The sequence below is a fragment of the Candidatus Zixiibacteriota bacterium genome (assembly GCA_035574315.1).
In the GTDB taxonomy this organism is placed as follows: Bacteria; Desulfobacterota; Binatia; order UBA9968; family UBA9968; genus DATLYW01.
Genome location: DATLYW010000048.1, coordinates 64,427 through 84,741, shown reverse-complemented (window position 1 = coordinate 84,741; position 20,315 = coordinate 64,427). Strand labels below are relative to the sequence as shown.

Annotated in this window: 17 protein-coding genes; 9 read left to right on the top strand and 8 right to left on the bottom strand. The window is 66.7% G+C overall.

The window, feature by feature from the left end; all coding sequences use genetic code 11:
• Nucleotides 1–78: 78 nt before the first annotated feature.
• Both VNN77_16745 and VNN77_16740 read left to right on the top strand, forming a co-directional pair.
• Nucleotides 79–900 (top strand): metallophosphoesterase, encoded by an 822-nt coding sequence (locus tag VNN77_16745; protein ID HXG53046.1) that lies wholly within the window; start codon nucleotides 79–81, stop codon nucleotides 898–900.
• Between the two features lie 48 nt (nucleotides 901–948).
• The gene (locus VNN77_16740; GenBank protein ID HXG53045.1) at nucleotides 949–1,590 is read left to right on the top strand and encodes a histidine phosphatase family protein; all 642 of its coding nucleotides are present in this window, start codon (nucleotides 949–951) and stop codon (nucleotides 1,588–1,590) included.
• A 120-nt stretch (nucleotides 1,591–1,710) separates the two neighbouring features.
• On the opposite strand, the gene VNN77_16735 is transcribed toward VNN77_16740, so the two are convergent.
• Nucleotides 1,711–3,168 (bottom strand): biotin carboxyl carrier protein, encoded by a 1,458-nt coding sequence (locus VNN77_16735; GenBank protein ID HXG53044.1) that lies wholly within the window; start codon nucleotides 3,166–3,168, stop codon nucleotides 1,711–1,713.
• Between the two features lie 124 nt (nucleotides 3,169–3,292).
• Here VNN77_16735 and VNN77_16730 point away from each other — a divergent pair, with 124 nt between their 5' ends.
• The 3 genes from VNN77_16730 to VNN77_16720 all read left to right on the top strand — a co-directional run bounded on the left by VNN77_16730 (nucleotide 3,293) and on the right by VNN77_16720 (nucleotide 5,442).
• Entirely contained in the window at nucleotides 3,293–3,712 is a 420-nt protein-coding gene (locus VNN77_16730) for a secondary thiamine-phosphate synthase enzyme YjbQ (GenBank protein HXG53043.1), read from the top strand.
• A gap of 9 nt (nucleotides 3,713–3,721) precedes the next feature.
• Nucleotides 3,722–4,921, top strand: a complete 1,200-nt coding sequence (rlmD, locus tag VNN77_16725; protein HXG53042.1) for a 23S rRNA (uracil(1939)-C(5))-methyltransferase RlmD — start codon at nucleotides 3,722–3,724, stop codon at nucleotides 4,919–4,921.
• Between the two features lie 77 nt (nucleotides 4,922–4,998).
• Nucleotides 4,999–5,442, top strand: coding sequence for a VOC family protein (locus VNN77_16720; GenBank protein HXG53041.1), 444 nt, complete (start codon nucleotides 4,999–5,001; stop codon nucleotides 5,440–5,442).
• A 10-nt stretch (nucleotides 5,443–5,452) separates the two neighbouring features.
• Here the strand turns inward: VNN77_16720 and VNN77_16715 are convergent, their stop codons facing one another.
• Together VNN77_16715 and VNN77_16710 are read right to left on the bottom strand one after the other, a co-directional pair.
• Nucleotides 5,453–6,709: an MFS transporter gene (locus tag VNN77_16715; GenBank protein HXG53040.1), complete on the bottom strand. Its 1,257-nt coding sequence runs from the start codon at nucleotides 6,707–6,709 to the stop codon at nucleotides 5,453–5,455.
• A gap of 315 nt (nucleotides 6,710–7,024) precedes the next feature.
• On the bottom strand, nucleotides 7,025–8,398 hold the full coding sequence (locus tag VNN77_16710) for a hypothetical protein (GenBank protein HXG53039.1): 1,374 nt from the start codon (nucleotides 8,396–8,398) through the stop codon (nucleotides 7,025–7,027).
• Nucleotides 8,399–8,575: 177 nt separating this feature from the next.
• Between VNN77_16710 and VNN77_16705 the strand changes: the two genes are divergently transcribed.
• Together VNN77_16705 and VNN77_16700 are read left to right on the top strand one after the other, a co-directional pair.
• Complete coding sequence (locus VNN77_16705; GenBank protein HXG53038.1) at nucleotides 8,576–9,538, top strand: NAD(P)-dependent oxidoreductase; 963 nt, start codon at nucleotides 8,576–8,578, stop codon at nucleotides 9,536–9,538.
• A gap of 286 nt (nucleotides 9,539–9,824) precedes the next feature.
• On the top strand, nucleotides 9,825–11,618 hold the full coding sequence (locus VNN77_16700) for a thiamine pyrophosphate-dependent enzyme (protein ID HXG53037.1): 1,794 nt from the start codon (nucleotides 9,825–9,827) through the stop codon (nucleotides 11,616–11,618).
• A 4-nt stretch (nucleotides 11,619–11,622) separates the two neighbouring features.
• Here VNN77_16700 and VNN77_16695 read toward each other — a convergent pair whose 3' ends face one another.
• From VNN77_16695 to VNN77_16685, 3 genes are read right to left on the bottom strand one after another with little or no spacing between them, the layout of a single operon-like run.
• Nucleotides 11,623–12,195: a tetratricopeptide repeat protein gene (locus tag VNN77_16695; protein ID HXG53036.1), complete on the bottom strand. Its 573-nt coding sequence runs from the start codon at nucleotides 12,193–12,195 to the stop codon at nucleotides 11,623–11,625.
• Entirely contained in the window at nucleotides 12,192–13,361 is a 1,170-nt protein-coding gene (locus tag VNN77_16690; protein ID HXG53035.1) for a hypothetical protein, read from the bottom strand. Before VNN77_16690 ends, VNN77_16695 begins: the two co-directional genes overlap by 4 nt.
• Nucleotides 13,362–13,382: 21 nt before the next feature.
• On the bottom strand, nucleotides 13,383–15,761 hold the full coding sequence (locus tag VNN77_16685; GenBank protein HXG53034.1) for an ATP-binding protein: 2,379 nt from the start codon (nucleotides 15,759–15,761) through the stop codon (nucleotides 13,383–13,385).
• Nucleotides 15,762–16,281: 520 nt separating this feature from the next.
• Between VNN77_16685 and VNN77_16680 the strand changes: the two genes are divergently transcribed.
• A complete protein-coding gene (locus tag VNN77_16680) occupies nucleotides 16,282–16,467 on the top strand; it encodes a hypothetical protein (protein ID HXG53033.1) in 186 nt (61 codons plus the stop codon).
• 8 nt (nucleotides 16,468–16,475) lie between these two features.
• A complete protein-coding gene (locus tag VNN77_16675) occupies nucleotides 16,476–17,873 on the top strand; it encodes an amidase (GenBank protein HXG53032.1) in 1,398 nt (465 codons plus the stop codon).
• A gap of 69 nt (nucleotides 17,874–17,942) precedes the next feature.
• On the opposite strand, the gene VNN77_16670 is transcribed toward VNN77_16675, so the two are convergent.
• Together VNN77_16670 and VNN77_16665 are read right to left on the bottom strand one after the other, a co-directional pair.
• Nucleotides 17,943–19,058, bottom strand: a complete 1,116-nt coding sequence (locus VNN77_16670) for an amidohydrolase family protein (GenBank protein ID HXG53031.1) — start codon at nucleotides 19,056–19,058, stop codon at nucleotides 17,943–17,945.
• Between the two features lie 11 nt (nucleotides 19,059–19,069).
• Nucleotides 19,070–20,164: an amidohydrolase family protein gene (locus VNN77_16665; protein HXG53030.1), complete on the bottom strand. Its 1,095-nt coding sequence runs from the start codon at nucleotides 20,162–20,164 to the stop codon at nucleotides 19,070–19,072.
• Nucleotides 20,165–20,315: the final 151 nt, after the last annotated feature.

Genomic DNA, 20,315 nt, shown 5'->3' with positions numbered 1-20,315 from the left:
GCCGGTGGACCCGCGCCACGGCGTTGACACCCCCGCGCTTTCGTGGAATACGGACGGGGGCGGTTGCTCGCGGCAGCGATGAGCTTGATTTTCCAGGTATCGGATACGCATTTCGGGACCGAGCAGCCGCACGTCGTCGAGGCGCTGGTCCGGCTGGCGCGCGAGCGCCGGCCCGACGCGGTGGTCATGTCGGGCGACATCACGCAGCGCGCGCGGCGGCGTCAGTTCCAGGCGGCGCTCGCGTTCGTCGAGCGCCTCGCGGCGCCGGCGACGCTGGTGCTGCCGGGCAACCACGACATTCCGCTCTTCAATCTCGCGGCGCGTCTTTTTCGCCCTTACGGTAACTACTGCCGCGCGTTCGGCTCCGATCTGGAGCCGGTGCTGGAGTCTCCGGATTTCCTCGTGGTCGGAGTGAACACGACGCGGCCCCGGCGCCACAAGATCGGCGAGGTCTCCGCGGCGCAGATCGCGAGGGTCGCGGAACGCCTGCGCGCGGCGAAGGACGAGCAGCTCCGGATCGTGGTGACCCACCAGCCGGTGCACGTGATCCAGCCGGCGGACGAAAAGAGCCTGCTGCGGGGCAGCGAGCGGGCCGTGCGGGCGTGGGCGGACGCGGGCGCCGAGCTGGTGATGGGCGGCCACATTCATCTGCCCTACGTGACGCCTCTCTTCGAGCGGTTTTCCGGGTTGACCCGGAAGGTCTGGATCGTGCAGGCGGGCACCGCGGTCTCGAGCCGGTTGCGCTACCACCGCGCGAACTCCGTCAACCTGATCGGTTACCGGCGGGACGAGAAGCCGCGGCGCTGCACGGTCGAGCGCTGGGACTACGACCTGGGAAGTGGAAGATTCGAGCCCGGAGAGCGGGCGGAGCTCGAGCTCGACGACGCCGCGGGGGAGTGACATCGAAGCGGGCCCCATAGAACCAACCGGGATCGGCGGGAGACGGGCATGGAACGGACGCAGGTGATCATGGTTCGACACGGGCAGACCCGGTGGAACACCCTGGGGATACGACAGGGCCATCTCGACAGCGAGCTCACCGAGCTCGGCATCGCTCAGGCGAAGGCGCTGGCCGAGCGCCTGTCGCGCGAACGGTTTACCGCACTCTACAGCAGCGATTTGGGACGCGCGGTGGAGACGGCGCGCACGATCGCGTCCTACACCGGCCACGACATCGTCACGGACGCGCGGCTGCGCGAGCGGAATCTGGGGATTTTCCAGGGACTCAACGCGGAGGAGATCCAGCGGCGTTTCCCGGAGGAATACCGCCTCCACAGAAGCCTCGGGCCGCACTACGTGATACCCGGCGGAGAGAGCGTGGCCCAGCAGGTGCAGCGCAACATGGCGTGTCTCACCGAGATCGCGCAAAAGCACGCCGGCGAGACGATCGTCGTCGTCACGCACGGCGGGGTGCTGAGCGGCGTTTTCCGCCACACGCTGTCGATCCCGCTCGACGCTCCGCGCCGCTTCGAGTTCGTCAACGCCGGCCTGAACGTTTTCGTCTTCGACGACGGAAAATGGCTCCTTCAGACCTGGGGGGACGTGAGCCACCTCGGCGCCGCGGAGACGAGCGAAAGCAACGATCCGTAAGACGCCGCCGGACGGCTTGAACGAAGGAAGCGGTCGAACGGCTTCGACGTTTTGAACGGGACCGCAGCCCATGAACGCCGTCCCGCGTCCGACGTCCTTGGCTTCCGTTCCCGGTCTGCCCTACGGCGCTCGCTTCTCCAGCCTCACGCTGAAGCCGGGTCTGCGGATGTAGATCTGCCGGGAGTCCTCGCGCTTGCTGAGCTGCTCGATGAGCTTCACCAACGGCTGGCCGCCGTCGAGATAAGTCCTGGGCTTGCCGGAGCGGAGCAATGCGTCCACCGCGTCGTTGCCGGCGAAGAAGCGCAGGATCAGCTCTTCGTCCGAGAGGTGGACGCCGAGTCTCTGGCGGATCTCGTGCAGCGAGGGCTCGGGCTGGCGCCACTCGCGCCACTCGCGGGCGCGCGGCCGGCTCAGGATCTTGTCCTTGACGGCGGGATCCATCAGCTCCGCACCCTCTTTCCCCCAGATCCCGAGGGCATACTGGATGACCTGGTCGGGAACCTCCTTGTAGCGTTCGCCCAGGATCACGTTGATGGCGGCCTGCGTGCCGACGTATTGCGACAGGGGAGTGACCATGATCGGGTAGCCGAAATCGGCCCGTACGCGCGCGGCCTCCTCGAGCGCCGCCTCCATCTTGTCCTCCATGCCGACGATCTTGAGCTGGTGGCGCATGTTCGAGATCATGCCGCCGGGGACCTGGTGCAAATACTGCGAGTAGTCGTATTCCACCGGCCGGCCGATGGGCAGGCCCAGGCGCTTGGCGACCGAGGTGAAATGGCGGCGCACCGGCTCGAGCGGCTTCTCGTCGACGACCGGGGTGTAGCCCAGCGCTCGCAGGTTGTGCGCCACGTTGAAGATCGAGGGCTGGGAGGAGCCGTTGGCGAGCGGGGGAACCGCCGTGTGGAGCACGCGCATGCCCAGCTTGACCGCCTCGAGGTAGCACAGCGGCGCCTGCCCGCTGTTGCAGTGGGCGTGGAACTCGACGGGGACGTCGCCCGCGCTCCTGAGCACCACCGGGATCAGCGTGCGCGCCCGCTCGGGCGTCAGCAGGCCGCCGACGTCCTTGAAGCAGATCCGGTAAGGCCGGATCGCCGCCGCTTCGCGGGCCTTGGTCGCGTAGTATTCGTCGGTGTGGCGCGGCGAGACCGAGTAGATCAGATTGGCCACCGTGTCCATTCCGTTTCGCTTGAGATCGGCGATCTCCTCCTTGAAGGCCGTGTAATCGTTCCAGCAGTTCGAGGTGCGGGTGAGCGTGAGGCCGTAGGAGACGAGCCGCTCGACCAGCAGCTTGAGGATGCAGTGCGGCGTCTTCTCGAAGGCGCTGTGCATCCCGCCGTGGTAGCGCAACTGCGTCTTGCGGAATTTCTTCGTTCCCTGACGCAGCCACTCCCAGGCGTCCTCTTTCAGCTCGCGCGCGTATTTCTTGAACATCACGCTCAGGAAGAACTCCATCGACTCGAACCCGGCCTCGTCGAGGTGGGGCGCGGCCGGCAGCATGGCGCCGACCGGCATGTTGAGGGCCCAGAGGCTCTGATTGCCGTCGCGCAGCGTGGTGTCGATGAAGCGCACTTCGCTCATGGTTCCCCCGGTGGCTTTCGCTCGGTTTCTATTCTGTACAAATTCCTGCACAATAGATCAATCGGGAGGTTCCGCGCCAGAGCGGAGCCCGTTCGGCGACGTGCCGGACCGGGGAGGACCGAGCATGAAGAGCTTCCGCAGGGAACTGTGGTTCAACACGCCGACGCGCGTGGCGTTCGTCAACATCACGCCGCAGGTGGAGGAGTGCGTGAGGGAGAGCGGCGTCAAGGAGGGGCTGGCGCTGGTGAACGCGATGCACATCACCGCCTCGGTGTTCATCAACGACGACGAGTCGGGATTGCATCACGACTACGGCGTATGGCTGGAAAAGCTCGCGCCGCACGAGCCGGTGCGCCAGTACCGGCACAACGACACCGGGGAGGACAACGCCGACGCCCACATGAAGCGGCAGGTGATGGGGCGCGAAGTGGTGGTGGCGATCACCGGGGGAAAGCTCGACTTCGGTCCCTGGGAGCAGATCTTCTACGGCGAGTTCGACGGCCGCCGGCGCAAGCGCGTGCTGGTGAAGATCATCGGCGAGTAGAGGGGCGCGGTGCGGAAAGGGGTGCGGCGGGCGGAAGGGGTCGGAGAAGAAACGGCGGCGGCGCGCTGCCCGCACTATCCGGACTGCGTCGGCTGCGCGTACAGCGCGCTGCCGTACCCCGAACAGCTCGAGCGCAAGCGCCGAAGCCTTGCCGAGGCGTTCGGGGCGTACGCTTCCCTGGCTTCCGCGGAGATCCCGGAGGTCGTTCCGTCGCCCCGCCGCCTCGGCTACCGGGCCCGGGTCAAACTGGTGGTGCGTGCCGCGAGGGGAGAGCCGCTGGTGGGTCTCTATCGTCCGGGGAGCCATCGCGTCGTGGACATCTCCCGCTGTCCCGTGCACCCGGAGCCGGTCAACCGCGCGATCGCCTACGTCAAGCGCAAGCTCCGCGAGCTGGGAATCGAGCCCTACGACGAGCGCGACGACTCCGGCGACATACGTTATCTGGATTTGCGCTACGGGTTCGAAAGGCGCGAGCTCAACGTCACCCTCGTCACGCGCCACGCCGCATTGCCGCAGGGAAAGAGGCTGGCCCGCTCGCTGATGCGCCGCCTCGGGTTCGTCACCGGCGTCTTGCAGAACGTCAACCCCGAGCGGGGCAACGTGATCTGGGGCGAGCGCTTCGTCACGCTCGCCGGGCGCCCTTACGTCGAGGACCGCATCGATTCGTACCGGCTCGCGTATCCCGCGGGCGTCTTTTCGCAGGCCAATCCCTTCGCGGCACGTAAGCTCTACCGGCTGGTCGCGGAGCTGGCCGGGCTGGGCGGCGGAGAGACCGTCGCCGATCTTTATTGCGGAGCTGGACCGATCGCGCTTCTGCTCGCCGCCCGGGCGCGGCGCGTCGTCGGGATCGACGACAGCGAACCGTCGATCGCGGCGGCCAGGCAGAACGCACGGCGGAACGGGATCTCCAACTGCCGCTTTTTCTTCGGCGACGCCGCGGAGCGGCTGCGGCAGGCGGCGAGCGACCTCGGCGCGATCGATCTCATCACGCTCAATCCGCCGCGCAAAGGTGTTCAGCCGGCGGCCCTGGAGGCGCTGGTTGCCGCCGGCGCCCCTCGGCTGATCTACGTCTCGTGCGACCCGGCGAGCCTGGCGCGCGATCTCGACCGCCTGCTCGGCCGCGGTTACCGGCTCGCGCGGCTCCAGCCTCTCGACATGTTTCCCCAGACCGAGCACGTGGAAACGGTGGCGCTGCTCGCCCGGGCCTGAGACGCGGTCCGTCTTGCAATCCCCGCGCTCCCTGTGTTTTGATTGGCGCGCAAGTTCGGTTCGGACGGAGGTGCGATATGGCCGAGCTCCAGGTCCAGGGCGTCACTCACTGGTCGATTCCGGTCAACGATCTCGCCGAGGCGGAGAAGTTCTACGGGGAAATTCTCGGTCTCGAGCCCAAGGGGCGCCTGGGGAATTCCAAGATGTCCTGCTTCAAGGCAGGCGAGCACCATTTCATCCTGCTCTGCGAGCGCAAAGAACCGCTGGTCCGAACCCCGCAGCAGGACAACCGCCTGCACCACGCCTTCACGGTGAGTCCCGAGATGTGGGAAAAGGGTTGCAAGGTTCTCCACAAACACGGCGTGAAGATCGCCGAACCGATCGTCTACCGGGAGAAGGGCCACTTCACCGGACGGGAGCTTTATTTTCTCGATCCCAGCGGCAACATGCTCGAGCTTTGCGATCCGACCTGGAAGCCCGGCATGCCGACGCCCACCTACGAGGAGATCGTCTCGTCCTGAGCGGCGCCGCTTAACCCGAGCGGTAGCGCCAGAGTTGCGGGATCGCCCAGCAAACGCCGAGCACGCTCGCCGCGCAAAGAACGGAGCCGGCGAGCAGAGCGTTCGGCGCCCCGAGCACCGCGGCGGCGGCGCCGGCGATCACGGCTCCCAGGGCGTTGGTGGTCTGGGCGAAGACGGTGAGAAAGCTCGAGGCTCTGCCGCGCATGTCGTCCGGCGCCAGAATCTGGACGACGGTGCGGCGGACGGCGACGCTGATCGCATCGCTGAACCCGAGCGCGCCGACCGCCAGGAGCCCCAGCCAGAACCACCGCGAAAGGCCGAGAAACCCCAGGCTCGACGCGAACAAGAGGGTGGCGATCACCGAGAGCGCTCCCTTGCGCTCCACCTCGCCGACGGCGAGCAGCAATCCCGAGCCCACGAGGGCGCCGATTGCGGGCGCCGCGTAGAGGGCGCCGAGCCCGCCGGCGCCGACCTTGAAGACGTCGTTGGCGAAAATCGGCAGGATCGGGCGGTAGTAGCCCACCAGCACGGCGAAGAAATCGAGCAGGAACAGAGAGAGAATGATCCGCGTGTGCCAGAGAAATTCGAAGCCTTCAACGAGACTGCGCAGGCTCACGCGCCGCCGCTCGCCCGTCGGCTGCCCCGAGCTGCGGACCATGAGCACCGAAACCAGCGCCGGGGCGAGCAGCGCGGCGTCCATCAGATAGGAGACCTCGATCCCGGCGAGGTCGATCAGGAAGCCCGCGAGCACGGGCGCGACCAGCTGCGTGCTCTGCATCATGAGCGTCGCGAGCGTAACCGCGTTGAGCAGATGCGACGAGGGCACGAGGCTCGGGATGATCGCCTGGCGAGCGGGGCCGCCGAGCACCTGAAACGCGGCCGTGAACAGGTTGAACAAGTTGACGTGCCAGACCTGCACAGAGCCGGTCGCCGTGAGGGCCGCGAGCGCCAGCCCCGGCACGACGTTGAAGATCTGCGTGTAGAGGATCAGCTTCTTGCGGTTGACGCTGTCGGCCAGCACGCCGCCGAGCAGGCCGAAAAAAACGAACGGCGCCGCCTGGAAGAAGCCGGTCAGGCCGAGCTGCAGCGAGGAGCCCGAGATGTGGTAGACGTGGTAGAGGCTCGTGACGTTGCGCATGTGCATCGAGGTGTTGGCGCAAAGAATCGCGAACCAGATCAGGCGATAGTCGCGGAAAGCGAAGGAGGACCAGGGGCGGACGCGGTCCGGGGGCACTGTATCGGGAGGCTTGTCGGTCTGCTGCGTCACCTGGGTGTCTGAATCGCGGGTGCGGCGCGGATCGTGCGCCAATGTAGCAGATCAGAGTTCGAAACTTCAATAGAACGTTCGAGCCGTCCGGCGCCGGTCAGGCTTCGTGCCGTCTCCGGCTTTCCGTCCCCGGCCTCCATTTCGAACGGCGAACCTCGAGCGGGGGCTCGCGGTCGAGCTGGGAGAAGGCGTCGCGATGCAGGGTGTTCCCGTCTCTGCATCGAGCCTCGATGCTCTTTTGCGGGATACGAGTACGAGCGACGGGATATACGAGAGGCCGGAGACGTCCTCGGAGCCGGCGGTTCAAGGGAAATTTCAGCTCGTGAGAAAGTATCCTCCGGTCACCGCGTGATGCCAGCTCCTGACCACCGAGGGGGCGATTCCCAGCGGCAGGTCCTTTTCCGCTTTCCAGAAGCTGTGCACGCCCGCGCCGAAACGGGTGAGCGCGATCCTCGGCGCCGGCTTCATGGCGCGAAAGCCGGGGAGGATCACTTCCTGATAGACCTCGGGGCTGTGGTCCCGGCTGTCCTTGGAGATCTCGAAAAGGAACGGCGGCAGCGGTTTCACCCCCTCGCCGGACAGCTCGCGCGTATAGCCGATGAACCGCCGAACGAGCGCCTCGGTCTCGTCGGCGTTCATCTTCAACCGCGCGGCGCTCACGCGTGCCGCCGTCTCGAGAGACGCGGTGATCGCGTGGGTGACGATGTACTCCGCCTTGAACTGCGGGCGCGACCGGACATTCTCCCAGGCCGCGAAGATGTCTTCCATGATCGCCGGCAGGCGCATCAACGCTGCGGGCCCCTCCTGCCCAAGCGCTTCGGGGCCCTGGTAGCGGGCGAGGTCGCGCCACGTGCGGATGTAAAGCTCATTGAAGGGGTCGGTGCGCGGCTTGCTTTTTTTCGCAGCCTTCTCGTAGCCGGAGATCTTCCCCATGTCGCCGCCCCAGAGGTCGCGGCCGCTGCAGAGATAGCCGAAAGGGGAATGCTCGGCGGCGCACACGCCGGCCATGTTCGGGATGCGCTGCGACAGCATGCAGATGAACGGCCCGCCGGTGGAGTGTCCCTGGCCGTAGATCGAAAACTCATCCGCGGGAAAATGGCGCCGGGCGGCCTCGATCATTCCCTCCTCGAAGGCCGCGGGCCAGGCGGCCATCCGGTAATAAAAGAGCGTGTCAGGTTTCGCGCGCGCGAGCGTGCGCGTCCCGTAACGGTTTCGCATCGAGGCGTCGCGTACGACATCGTACTGGTCGGGCGTGATCGTCTCGCCCTGCTTCCAGATCGGCGTGCGAACGGTTCCATCGGCATGAACCGTGTCGTCCGGCCAGTCGCGGCTGGGGTCGGGAAAATAGAAACGGCCGGGGAAGGTGCCTGCCAGAACCTTGTAGCCGAACCGGACGGCCAGCAGCCGCGAATAGCGCTCGATCCCCTTGAAGTCGCTCGAGCCGCCGTGGAGGAGGAAAAAGCCCGCCTTCTTTCCGTCGGCCCCGCGCGGGACCCGCTCCGGGTCGGCGGGCTCGTAGACGACCATGCCGAGGTCCCAGTCCATGCCGAGAACGTTGATGCGAAAGATGTCCTCGGCGCAGGAGATCGGAATCTCGGGCATCCCGAGCACTTCCTCGGTGTCACGGACGCATTGCTCGCGGCTGACGAACTCCGGCGGTTCCCACGTGCTTTCGGCTTCGGCCTTCATCGGCTCACCTCCCGCGAGCTCACATTTATTGAGCCTTCGCGCGCAAGTCAAACCACCGCGTCGGTGTCCGGCGTTGGGAATCCGGAACTTTCGACGCAGGACCCCGGACCTTGAACGCTGGACCTTGAAAACGAGACGGAGTAAAAAGGCGGGAGGCGAAATCGAGCCGGGGCGATTATGAACGTCTTGATCACGGGCGGAATGGGAGTCAACGGCGCGGCCACGGCCCGCTTTCTCGTGGGCGAGGGCCTCCGGCCGGTGTTGTTCGACAACCGCCTCGACTTCTCGCTCTTGCGGGACGTGGTGCAGCGGGTCGAGTGCGTCGAAGGCGACGTTTGCGATCCGCGCGCGCTGGAGAGAGCGGTCGAGGACCACGGAATCACGCACATCGCCCATCTCGCTGCCCTGATGCCCGAGCCGGCGGAAGCAAATCCGCGACTTGCGGTCCAGGTCGGAGCCGGCGGCACGACCAACGTTCTCGAGGTCGCGCGCGCACACGGCATCAAACGCGTGGTGTTCACCAGCTCCAAGGCGGTGTACGGCGAGATCCGCGGCGCGCACGGGGCGCCCGAGTTCAAGCCCGTGACGGAGGATCATCCCAAGCGGCCCGCGGACCTCTACGGAACGATAAAGGTCTGCTGCGAGGCGCTCGGCGCGTATTATCGGGAGGCCTGGGGAGTGGAGTTTCTGGCGCTTCGCTACGCGTCGATTTACGGCCCCGGAAAAGAGGCGCGCCACGGACCGCTTTCCTTTTACGGGAGGCTCATCGAAACCGCGCGCTCCGGCGAGCCCTGGGCCGTTCCGGAAGGCGGCGATCAGCACAACGATGCGGTTTACGTCGGCGACGTCGCCCGCTCGATCTATCTGGCGTTGAAGGCGCCGACTCCGGGAGTCTGGGCGTTCAACATCGGCAGCGGGCGGCTCTCGACGCCACGGGAGTTCCTCGCGGCGGCCGCGAAACTGTTTCCCGCCCACCGCATCACCCTGGGGCCGGGCCCGGGCAGGCTCGGGCGAACCAAGCAGAGCTACTGCCGGTTCGACATCTCGGCGGCAAGAAGGCACCTCGGATACGAGCCCGCCTTCGGCGTCGAGGAAGGCGTTCGTGACTACGTGGCGACCCTGGGGTTGATCGGGAGATAAAGAATAGTTCAAACGGTTCGAGCCGTTCAATCGCCCCGCTCCGTTCGACCCGTCCGGCGCGGGGGAACAACCGTGGACGTGGGATTCCGGACACACGGAGATAACGACCGGAGACCGGAGACGGAAGAGCGGAAAAACGATCGTGCAGGGACGCATGTTGCAAAGGAAAGATTCGTTTCAGGCTGTGGGATTCGGTTCGACGGGTCCGGAGTTCAAAAAGTTCGCTTAAAAAGGGTTCGGCTGAAAGCGTACGAAACTGAAGGACGCGATTACGGGAGAGGATACCGTGGCGGATCAAGGTAAGGCGGCTGCAAACGCGGAAATATGGGCGGCGGGAATCGGTCGCAGGAGTCGGGCCGAGTACGGATCGGACCTCGCGGTCGAGGTGCTGCGGGAGCTGGGGATCCGGTACATTGCGCTCAACCCCGGCGCCAGCTACCGGGGCCTGCACGATTCCCTGGTCAACTTCGAGCCCGGGAGCGGGCCCGAGCTGATTCTGTGCACGCACGAGGAGATCGCGGTTGCGCTCGCCAACGGCTACGCGCGCGCCACCGGCGAGGTGATGGCCACGGGCCTCCACGACATCGTCGGGCTGCAGCACGCGAGCATGGCGATTTTCAACGCGTGGTGCGATCGTACCCCGATCCTGAACCTCGGCGGCGGCGGACCCCAAAACACGATCAACCGGCGGTCGACGGACTGGGTGCACACCGCCCTGGTTCAGGGCAACATGGTGCGCGAGTTCGTGAAGTACGACGACCAGCCGAGCACCGTCGAGGCGCTCCCGGAGGCGCTGCTGAAGGCCTACCGGATCGCGACGACGGAGCCGAAGGGCCCCGTCTACGTCTGCCTCGACACCGACGTCCAGGAGCAAAGGATCGCATCGCCCCTGGTCGTCCCGGACGCGCGCCTGTTCCGCGCGCCGGCGCCTCCCGCGCCCAATCCTGAAGCGCTGCGGCGCGCGGCGCAGCTGCTCGCCGAAGCGGAGTGGCCCGTGATCGTCGCGGGCGAGGTGGGACGGAATCCCGTTGCGCTTCCGCCGCTGCTCGATCTCGCCGAGCTGCTAGGCGCTCCGGTGATCGACGCCGACGGCCGCTACGCCTTTCCGAGCACGCATCCGCTCAACCTGACGACCGCGCGCGAGCAGGCCTTGCGCGACGCCGATACGGTGCTCGCTCTCGACGTCCCGAGCCTCGGCGTGCCGCTCGGCCCTTCGGTGCGCGAGCGCGGCAACTTCGCGCCGGTGACGCCTCCCTCGGCGAAAATCATACACGTTACGCTTCTCGATCTGGAGCGGCAGAGCTGGGTGAGCGATGGGATGTGGTTGCTTCCGGTCGCGGTGCCGATCGCCGCAGACACCGCCATTGCGCTGCCGCAGCTGCTCGAGGAGGTCCGCCGGCGCGGGGTTTCCCGGGAGAAGGCAGCGAGCCGGCGCGCGAAGGTGGAAGCGATCTACGCCGAGGCGCGGCGCAAGAGCCGGGAATGGCTCGAAAAAAGCTGGGACGAAACTCCGATCTCCCAGGCGCGCCTGTACGGCGAGATCAACCGGCGCGTGGAGCGGCGCTCCTGGGCGCTCGTCTCCGCGCACGGGCGGCGCTGGCGGGAGGCGCTCGAGGTGACCGAGCCGGCGCACGGTCTGGGGGGCGGACGGGGGGGCGGCGTAGGCTACGGGCTGCCGTCCTCGATCGGCGCCGCGCTCGGGTTCAAGGGCAGCGGGCGTCTCTGCGTCGGCGTCATCGGCGACGGGGATTTCATGATGACGTCGAACGCGCTCTGGACCGCGGCGAAGTACGAGATTCCGCTTCTCGTGGTCGTGCTCAACAATCGCTCGTACTACAACGACGAGGAGCACCAGGAGCGGATGGCGCGCTGGCGCGGCCGGCCGGTGGAGAACAAAGGGATCGGCATTCGCATCGAGGATCCGGCGCCGGACATCGCGGCGATCGCCCGGGCCCTGAGCGTGGCGGGGTTCGGCCCGATCACCGAGCCGGCGGCGCTCGGTCCGGCGCTCGACGAGGCGATCGCGGTGGTGGACGGCGGCCGGCCGGCCGTGGTCGACGTCGTGACCCAGCCGCGATAGCCCTTCAGCGGAGGCGCGTCTGGCGCCGCCGCTTCTCGATCTCGATGTCGACCTGGCGCGAGCGCTCGACGGTATAATTGAGCCTTTCCCGTTCCTGCGCGAGTAATTCCTTCTCGCGGAGCAGGACGCGCCTTTCCTCGATCAGCCGGCGCCGCTCTTCGGCTATTTTCTGGTGCTCCTCCAGCACCTGGACCCAGACCTTCGCCTGCTCGACGAGGGGGCTTCGGGGATGCTCCTTGATCAGCCTCCTGAAATAGCCGAGCGCCTTCGGGTAGTCCTTCCTGGGATTCGAAGAGTAAGCCGAGATCAACCCGAGATTGAACAGCGCTACGTCAGGCGCGGCCCTGCCGTCCGCGAGCAACCGCTGGTTCTCGCGCAGAGCCGCGTCGTAGTTGCCCTGCTCGAAGAGCTGCCGGCTTTGGCCGAAGGGATCGGAAGACTTCTCGGCGTCGTGCACGGCGAGCCCCGAGCAACCGGGCAGCGCGGCGGCGAGCGCCGCCAGGAGCACGGCGGCGCAAAAGGAAGGCCGCACCGTCGGCGCTGCCTGTCCTCGTGGCCGAACGGTTTTCCGCTTCATGACTTTCTCGCCTTTCCGCATCCCAAAGTCTCGATCGAGGCTCGAATCGAGCTCCAGGACGCTCTGGCGCGCCGATGCCAGAGTTCCGCCAGCCGGAAGGCACGCGAGCGCCAGTTTTCGAGCAGCGCGCGCCGGGTCGTCGTCATCGCCGCTGCTGCCCGCCGCTCCGGCTTTTCTTCGCTCCCGCCCGGGAGCGCCTCGGGGACGGGCGGAGCCTCGGCGAGCTGCTGGAAGCGCCGGATCAGGCGGTCGTTCTCGGAGGCCAGGATCTGGAGCACGGCTTTCTGATCGGTCGTCATCGTGGCGTTCAGCTCGCTCTCCAGACGACCGAGGCGCGCCCGCATGGAAATCAGGGGCGTGGCAAACTCGTCGGTGACCGAGCGGACGAAATCCCGGTTCGCCTGAGCTGCGGCCTCGAGTTTCCGCCGGGCGTGCGCGAGCGCGTCCGCGAGGTCGCGGATCTCCGGGATTCGGGAAAAGTCCTCTGCGGATGCGGTGTCCGGGGCGTTTTCGGCGGTTTGCTGCCGCAGCTCTGAAATCGGCCGGGTGATGCTCCGGCTGACGACCAGGGAGACCGCTGCGCCGAGCGCGATCAGCAGGACCGTGGTCAGAATCGCGACGCTGCGGGCGGTGTGGGCCGCGCCCTCGATCGTCCGCAGCTTTTCCTGGAACGTTTCCTGGAGCCGCCCCTTCAGCCCTTCGAGCTCCCTCAGGAGCGTATCCATGATCTTTTCCTTTTCCTGGCGGTAGCGGCTTTCGGCGTAGGGCTGGCGGGCCTTGAGATAGCGGACCTCCTGCTCGAAGAGCTCGCGGTAGCGCCGATGGTACTCCTCTACGCGCGCCAGCCGGCCCTCGACCTCGGGGGAGGCGGCCAGCGCTTTCACCTCGCTCAGCGAGCGGAGGAAGTCCCGGTTGAACTGGGAAAACTGATCCCGGTGGGCCGCCGCCTGTGTGATGACGAACTTGCCCGCGTAGCGCACCTCCGAGAGAAAGATGTCGGCCAACCTCTCCTGGTGAGAGATCAGGCGATAATCGCGCCCGAGCGCCGTGCGCGCCGCCTCGCTCAGCGTGCCGAGCCGCAGGATCGAGTAGGAGGAGGCGCCCAGGGAGAGAACGAGAATGACCGAGTACCCCGCCATGAGCCGCCAGAAGATGGGTATCGCCATCGAACGCTCCTTTCAGCTGCGTCAGGCTTGCCCGGCGCAGTCGGCGCGGTATTCCGGGACTCCGGGCCGGTTGGAGGGCACGCCGAGGGGCAGCCGGACGATGAAAATCGATCCCTCGCCGAGCCTGCTTTCGACCCGGATCGTGCCGCCCAACAGCTCCACGAAGGTCTTGACGATATAGAGACCGAGGCCCGCGCCCGAGTGGCTCCGCGTCGTCGTGCTGTCGAGCTGGCGGAACTTGTCGAAGACCACGGGAATCAGCTCTTCGGGAATACCCGGTCCGGTGTCGGCGACGCGCAACTCGAGCTCTCCGGTCCGGGCGAGCACGCTGGCCGATACCACCACCGATCCTTGTTCCGTGAACTTGATCGCATTGTTGATGAGGTTGGTCACGATGTGCTTGAGCTTCGCCCGATCGGTCATCAGCGCCGGAAGGTCGTCGGGGTGGCGCCACTCGAGGGAGAGGCGCTTTTCGCTCGGCATCATGTAGTCGGAGCGCAGCTCGGCGAGAAACTTGTTCAGATCGACCGCCTCCCGGTGGACCGCGACGCTCCCGGTCTCGATCTTGGTGATCTCGAGAATGCCGTTGATCAGGGCGAGCAACTGGGCCGCCTGGGAGCGGATCTTTTCCATTCCCCTGGTCTGCTCCGGGCCCAGCCCGCCGAACATCCCGATGCGCAGCGCCTCGGCGTAATTCATGATGATGTTGAGGGGCGTGCGCAGCTCGTGCGACATGACGCCGAGGAACTCGTCCTTGGTCTTGTTCGACTTCTCCAGCTCCTCCGCTTGGCGGCGCGTCTGCTCGTAGAGGCGGGAGTTCTGGATCGCCATCGCCGCCTGCGTGCCGACATCCATCAGGAAATCCACCTCATCGGCCTGAAACTCGTGCGGCCGGTTGGTGTAGAGCGAAAGGACGCCGAGGGCCTCGCCTTGCGAGATCATCGGCAGGCCGAGATAGGAAACCAGCCGGTAGCGGCGGAAGAACTCCGGATGGGTGGTGCGGGGATCGAGCTGCGCATCGCGAACGGCGACGGGCGCGCCCGCCCGTACCACCACCTCGGGAAGGCCGCGCTCGATGCCGGTCTCGGCGAAGCCCGCATCGTCGCCCGCGTCGCTCCGGTACGCCATGTCTTCGAGCCGCCCGGTCCGCCGGTCGATCCAGCTCACCGTCGTCACGCAGCAGGGAAACAGCGCAGCGATCTTCGCGAGCAACGTGTTGAGCACACTGGCGAGGTCGAGCGTCGACATCAAGGCGAGGTTCAGATCGTGGAGGACCCTCTGGCGAAGGCGCTGGACCTCGATCTGCGCGACGGAGGCTCTGGCCTCCCGGTCACGCCGTTCCAGTGTTTCGGCCAGCTCGTCGAACGCTCTGGCCAGGCTGCCGAGCTCGCTCCTGCCGTAGGGGAGCGAGGTACGGGCGGTGAGCGTTCCCGCGGCGACCTGCCGCGTCGCCGAAACGAGGTCGCGGATGCGACGCAGGACGAGCAGATCGGCCCCGAACCAGGCCGCGAGCACCGTTACGGCCGTGAGCAGCGCGAGGGCGGCCAGGCTGTAGGCGGCGATGCGATCGGCCTCGGCGAAGGCCAGGGACGCGGGAACGTCGATCGCGGCGTAGATCGTCTGGCCTTCGAACCTGGTTTTGAGCCGGCTGAAGGCAAAAAGGCGCTCCACTCCGTCCGCTGCGATCGCCTGCACGGCGCCTTCGAGCCCGCCGAGAACGGCGAAACGGTTGGAGCTGTCCATGAAGGCTTTCTTTCCGACCCAGGCGGCTCCGTCAGGGTGGCGGAGGAGAACGGTTCCCTGATCGTCGATCAGAGTGAACGACGCGCCCGGTGAGAGGCGGCTGTGGGCCGTGATGCGAGCGACCCAGGAAAAGTCGAGCGCGACGACGACCGCGCCGCGCACGACGCCCGGGGATTCCACGACGGGATAGCCAAGGTCGACGACCGCCTTTTCCGCCGACGGGAGCGGACGGATCCGGCCGATGGAGAAATCGTGAGTTCGGGTCACCGCCGAAAGGAGCGCGGCCTCGGGCCTCACGAGAGCTTTGCTCCGGGGCAAAGCACCGCAGACCTGGCCGCCGTTCAGGTTGAAAACCGCGAGATCGACGTAGAGAGGCTCGAGCAGGCCGGCCAACAGCCGATCGCAGGCCGGGCCGGATCGCTCGCGGACTTGCGGCAGGCGGGCCAGGGTGACGAGGAACTGGTGGGCGTTCTCGAAGTAGCGCTCCTGCTCGGCTCCGATCAAGCGCGCGGTGTCCAGGGCCTTCCCCTGAACGTGCCCCGCCATCAGGGCACGGTAGCGGGCGGTGCCGTAGAGAATGACCCCGAAAGCGGGAACGACGGCCAGCAGGACGAAGGCGATCAAACGGAAGCGAAGACTCGAGATCAGCCAGGCCATAAAATAAAAAACGGCGCCGCGCCGAAACCGTGGGGGAGCGGAGCAACCTCCGTGCCACGAAGACGCGAGCGGAATATTTGGAGCAATTCCGGTAATGCGTGCAGCCAGGCGCTAATCAGCGAGTGTCACCAGGGGCGGTTTTGACCGACGATGCCGTTTTTTTCAGTGGCGATGCCGGAGGGGGAAACGAGGAGGGAGGAATCGTTTCGTGCGCGCTCGAAGGGCATCTCCCTTGTCGGCCCCGTCCCGTCCTCACGGTGCGGGCCTGAACGTCGGCTTTGCGTTTCCGCGCCCGCGCTCCACAGGACTCGCCGCTTCAAGCGGTGAAGACGGAGAAAGGCGAATCCGGCCCGGCGACGTCGGGATGAGCGTGCTGCTTGACGACGGCTGCGGGGCGGCGATAGAAGAACAACGTCGCGCTTCTGATGCTCGTGGTCTTCGTGGTTTTAGACAACTGCCTCGGGCTCGGGTTGCGCGGTAGAGATTGACCGGGAGAGAGCTTTCACGGGAGGAAACCGCCATGGACAAATCGCTTGAGCGGATGCTCGAAGCGCTCTTGCAGAAGGAAGGGCTGGAGCCGAGAGACGGCGACCTGGAGCGTTTCGGGTCTTTGCTCGAACATTACGTGGCGACGCTGGAGACGCTTCGAAGCGTCGATGCCGGTGACGCCGAGATCGCCGGCGTGTTTCACCCGGAGCGGAAATAGGGGGGCGCATGAGCCACGCTGGCGGCGAACCGCTTTACTACCTGACGATCGACGAGGCACAGAGGCTGATTCAACGGCGCGAGCTTTCACCGGTCGAGCTGACCAGGGCGGTGCTTGACCGAATCGCCGCCGTGGACGGTGACCTGCACGCGTACTGCCGGCTGACGGGGGAGAGTGCGCTCATCGAAGCCCGCCGCGCCGAAGCCGAGGTTCTCAAGGGCGACTGGCGCGGCCCGCTGCACGGAATCCCGGTTGCGGTCAAGGACCAGCTGGACGTGGAAGGGGCTCCCGCCGAGATTCGCGGTGCGAGCGCGGCGGCGGCGCTGGCGACCGCCGACGCCACCGCGGTCAGGAAGCTGCGCGACGCGGGCGCCGTTCTGCTCGGAAAGCTCACCATGAGCAGCATGCCGACCGAACCGCCGGCGCCACGAAATCCGTGGGACCTCAAGCGAATCACGGGCGGATCGAGCACGGGGGCCGGCGCGGCGGTGGCTGCCGGATTGTGTCTGGGCGCGCTGGGCGAAGACACGGCCGGATCAATCCGCAATCCCGCCTCTCTCTGCGGCATCGTCGGCCTCAAAGCCACTTACGGCCGCGTGAGCCGCCGGGGGCTGGCGCCCCTCGGCTGGTCACTGGACCACTGCGGGCCGATGACGCGGACCGTGGAGGACTGCGCTCACATGCTGCAGGCGATCGCCGGTTACGATCCCGACGATCCGACGTCGGCCGACGTGCCGGTGCCGCCCTACGCCGCCGCGCTTCGCGAAGACGTTCGCGGCATGGTAATCGGCGTGCCGCGAGATTTCATCGAGGTCTGTCGCGGAAGGACCGACCCCGAAGTTCTTTCGAAGGTCGAGCAGGCGATCGCAGATCTCGAAACGCTCGGCGCCCGCGTCGTCGAGGTCTCGCTCCCCACGCTGCGCTACGCGACGCAGGCCAACGCGGTGATCTACTACAACGAGCACTACGCGGGCAGGCGGGAGGAGGCGAAGATCGTGATCAAGAGCGGCCCCGCGGCGCGCCGCGCGCGGATCTACCTGGGCGTGCTGACGGGCGCCGCCGACTACCTCCACGCGCAGCGGCTGCGCAGCAAGCTGAGACGCGAGTGCGCGGAGGTTTTCGAGACCGTCGATCTCCTGGCGCTGCCCTGCCAGACCGCGACCGCGCCGACCTTCGAAGAGGTGGACGCGCTCGATACGCTGCGCAAGCACCTGGCGCCCGAGTACCAGGCGCCGTTCAACCTCGCGGGGCTGCCGGCGATGTCGGTTCCCTGCGGGTTCAGCCAGAAGGGGTTGCCGGTGGCGCTGCAGCTCGTCGGCAAGGCGTTCGGCGAGCCTTCGGTCTTCCGCGCGGCCTTCGCCTACCAGCAGCACGCGCGCTGGCACGAGCGCCGGCCGCCGATTTGAGCGGCGGCCGGCGAGCTGCTCCCGCCTTGGGTTTCGTCGATCGTCCGAACCGGCGGAAACCTGGAGCTGTTACCGCCGCGGCCGGCCCGGGGCCTCTCGGCGCCCGGACAGGCCGTAGAAGCGCACGGCGTTGCCGCGGCGGATCGCCTCTTTGTCGGCCGCGCCCAGCCCGGGATTTTCCTCCAGCTCGCGCAGAGCGTGCTTGCAGGTCTCGTTGTTGACCTCGTGGGGAAAGTCGGAGGAAAAGATGAACGGATCGGAGCCGACCGTGCGCACGGCGAACGGCAGCGTCAGCTCGTCGCCTTCGACGCCCACGAAGATCCGCCCCTCGCGCACATGGCGGCGGATGTAATCGGTGATCGATTCGTTCTCGCGCAGCTTGAGAAACCGGCCGCGCGGATCGTACTGCACGTGGCTGTTCCATGAGCGCTCGAAGCGCTCGATGCAGCCCACGAACCATCCCGAGCCCGCTTCCATGAAGCCGAAGCGGGCGTTGGGGTACTTGTCGAAGATCCCGTTGAAGAGAAGGCCGCCGAAATTGACCATCTGGCCGAACGGATGGCCGAGCGCGTTCACGGGGGCGTACGGGCTCATGTCGTCGAGGCCCATGTGGTCGTGCACGCCGCCGTGAATCGCGATCGCGCAGCCCAGCCGGTCGGCTTCCTCGTAGATCGGCCAGTAGCGCTCGTCGCCGAGGTGATTTTGCAGCCCCGGAGCGCCGGTGCTCGGCAGCATCGCGCCGCAAAAGCCGCGCTCGCGCACCGCCCGGCGCAACTCCTCGACCGCAGCCGCGGGCTCCTGCAGCGGAATCAGCGCGAGCCCGTAGAAGCGATCGCTCCGCTTGAGGTACTCGTCCCACAGCCAGTCATTGTAAGCCCGCGCCAGCTCGATCGCCCAGTCGCGGCTGACCACGCGGCCGAAGGCGAGCCCGCTGGAAGGATACAGCACCGCCTGCCCGATGCCGGTGTCCTCCATGAAGGCGACCCAGCCCTCGCGGTCGACACGCCGGAACGCGCCGTCCGGAACGAAGTGGCGGTTGGCGGCGTGGAGATGGTCGTTGGGCGGAAACGGGCTTCGCATCGTCCAGTTGTCGCCGCGGTACTCGCGCGGCATGCGGCTCCAGATCGCCTCGTGGTTTTCGAAGATGTGACCGTCGCCGTCGATAACGCTTCTTGTTTCTGGCATGATCGCGCTCCTCAGAGTCGGGCAAGGCCGTAGAACCGGCGGGCGTTGCGGGAAAGCACCGCTTGCTTGTCCTCGGTCTTGAGCTCGGGATTCTCCTGCAGCTCCTCCAGCTCGTGCTTGCAGGTCTCCGCGTCGACTTCGTGCGGATAGTCGGTCGAGAATACGAAGGGCTTGTTGCCGACGATCCGGACCGCTTCCGCGATCGTCAGCTCGTCGCCCTCGACGCCGACGAAGATCCGCCCTTCGTCGATGTGGCGGCAGATGTAATCGATGATCTTTTCGCCTTGACGAAGCCGCAGAAAGCGGCCGCGCGGGTCGTACTGGACGTGGCTTTCCCACGAGCCGGTAAAGCGCTCCAGGCAGGTAAGCAGCCAGGCCGATCCGGCTTCCATGAAGCCGATCCGGACCCCCGGGAACTGGTCGAAGATGCCGTTGAAGACGATCCCGGCGAAGCAGATCATCTGTCCCATGGGATGGCCGAGCGCATTGACCGGGGCGTAGGGGCTCATGTCGTCCATGAGCAGACCCTCGTGTGCCCCGCCGTGGATCGCGAGCGCGCAGCCGAGCCGCTCTGCTTCGCCGTAGATGGGCCGGTATTTTTCCGAGCCCAGGTGGGGCATGTTCGCGCCCGTCGACGGCAGCATGGCGCCGCAAAAGCCAAGGTCGCGCACGATGCGGCGCAGCTCGATCACTGCTTCGGCGGGCTCCTGCAGCGGGATCAGGCCCATCGCCTTGAAGCGCGGGCTCTTCGAGACGTATGTGTCGTAGATCCAGTTGTTGTAGGCGCGCGCCAGCTCGATCGCCCAATCGCGGCTGACGATCTTGCCGAACGCCAGACCGGCGCTGGTGTAAAGCACCGTTGCACCGATGCCGACCTCGCGCAGAAAAATCTCCCACCCCTCTCGGCCGACGTTGGCGAAGGCGCCGGGCGGCGTGAAATGGCGGTTGGCCGTATGGAGATGGTCGATCGGCGGGAACGGACTTCGGCCGCGCAGATCGGAGAAGCTCCGCCCGACATAAGCCTCGGGCATGTACTTCCAGATGGCGGCGATATCCTCAATGACGTGGCCGTCGCCGTCGACGATTTCGTGCTGTTCTGTTGCCATCAAGCACCTCGGTCCGAAAAAAGATTTCCTATTCATAGCGCGGCAGGCCCGGCTTTCCAACAGCTTGGGGGGCGGGGCCCGGGCGGAGCAGGCCGGCTTTGCGGCCAGCGACGCTACCTGCCGGCGGGCAAAGTGTGGTATTTTGCGCGCC

Bases quoted from the DNA above. Each gene is read 5' to 3' on its own strand.
- VNN77_16745 (HXG53046.1), top strand. From the start codon at position 79: ATGAGCTTGATTTTCCAGGTATCGGATACGCATTTCGGGACCGAGCAG.
- VNN77_16740 (HXG53045.1), top strand. From the start codon at position 949: ATGGAACGGACGCAGGTGATCATGGTTCGACACGGGCAGACCCGGTGG.
- VNN77_16735 (HXG53044.1), bottom strand. From the start codon at position 3,168: ATGAGCGAAGTGCGCTTCATCGACACCACGCTGCGCGACGGCAATCAG.
- VNN77_16730 (HXG53043.1), top strand. From the start codon at position 3,293: ATGAAGAGCTTCCGCAGGGAACTGTGGTTCAACACGCCGACGCGCGTG.
- VNN77_16720 (HXG53041.1), top strand. From the start codon at position 4,999: ATGGCCGAGCTCCAGGTCCAGGGCGTCACTCACTGGTCGATTCCGGTC.
- VNN77_16710 (HXG53039.1), bottom strand. From the start codon at position 8,398: ATGAAGGCCGAAGCCGAAAGCACGTGGGAACCGCCGGAGTTCGTCAGC.
- VNN77_16705 (HXG53038.1), top strand. From the start codon at position 8,576: ATGAACGTCTTGATCACGGGCGGAATGGGAGTCAACGGCGCGGCCACG.
- VNN77_16695 (HXG53036.1), bottom strand. From the start codon at position 12,195: ATGAAGCGGAAAACCGTTCGGCCACGAGGACAGGCAGCGCCGACGGTG.
- VNN77_16690 (HXG53035.1), bottom strand. From the start codon at position 13,361: ATGGCGATACCCATCTTCTGGCGGCTCATGGCGGGGTACTCGGTCATT.
- VNN77_16685 (HXG53034.1), bottom strand. From the start codon at position 15,761: ATGGCCTGGCTGATCTCGAGTCTTCGCTTCCGTTTGATCGCCTTCGTC.
- VNN77_16680 (HXG53033.1), top strand. From the start codon at position 16,282: ATGGACAAATCGCTTGAGCGGATGCTCGAAGCGCTCTTGCAGAAGGAA.
- VNN77_16675 (HXG53032.1), top strand. From the start codon at position 16,476: ATGAGCCACGCTGGCGGCGAACCGCTTTACTACCTGACGATCGACGAG.
- VNN77_16670 (HXG53031.1), bottom strand. From the start codon at position 19,058: ATGCCAGAAACAAGAAGCGTTATCGACGGCGACGGTCACATCTTCGAA.
- VNN77_16665 (HXG53030.1), bottom strand. From the start codon at position 20,164: ATGGCAACAGAACAGCACGAAATCGTCGACGGCGACGGCCACGTCATT.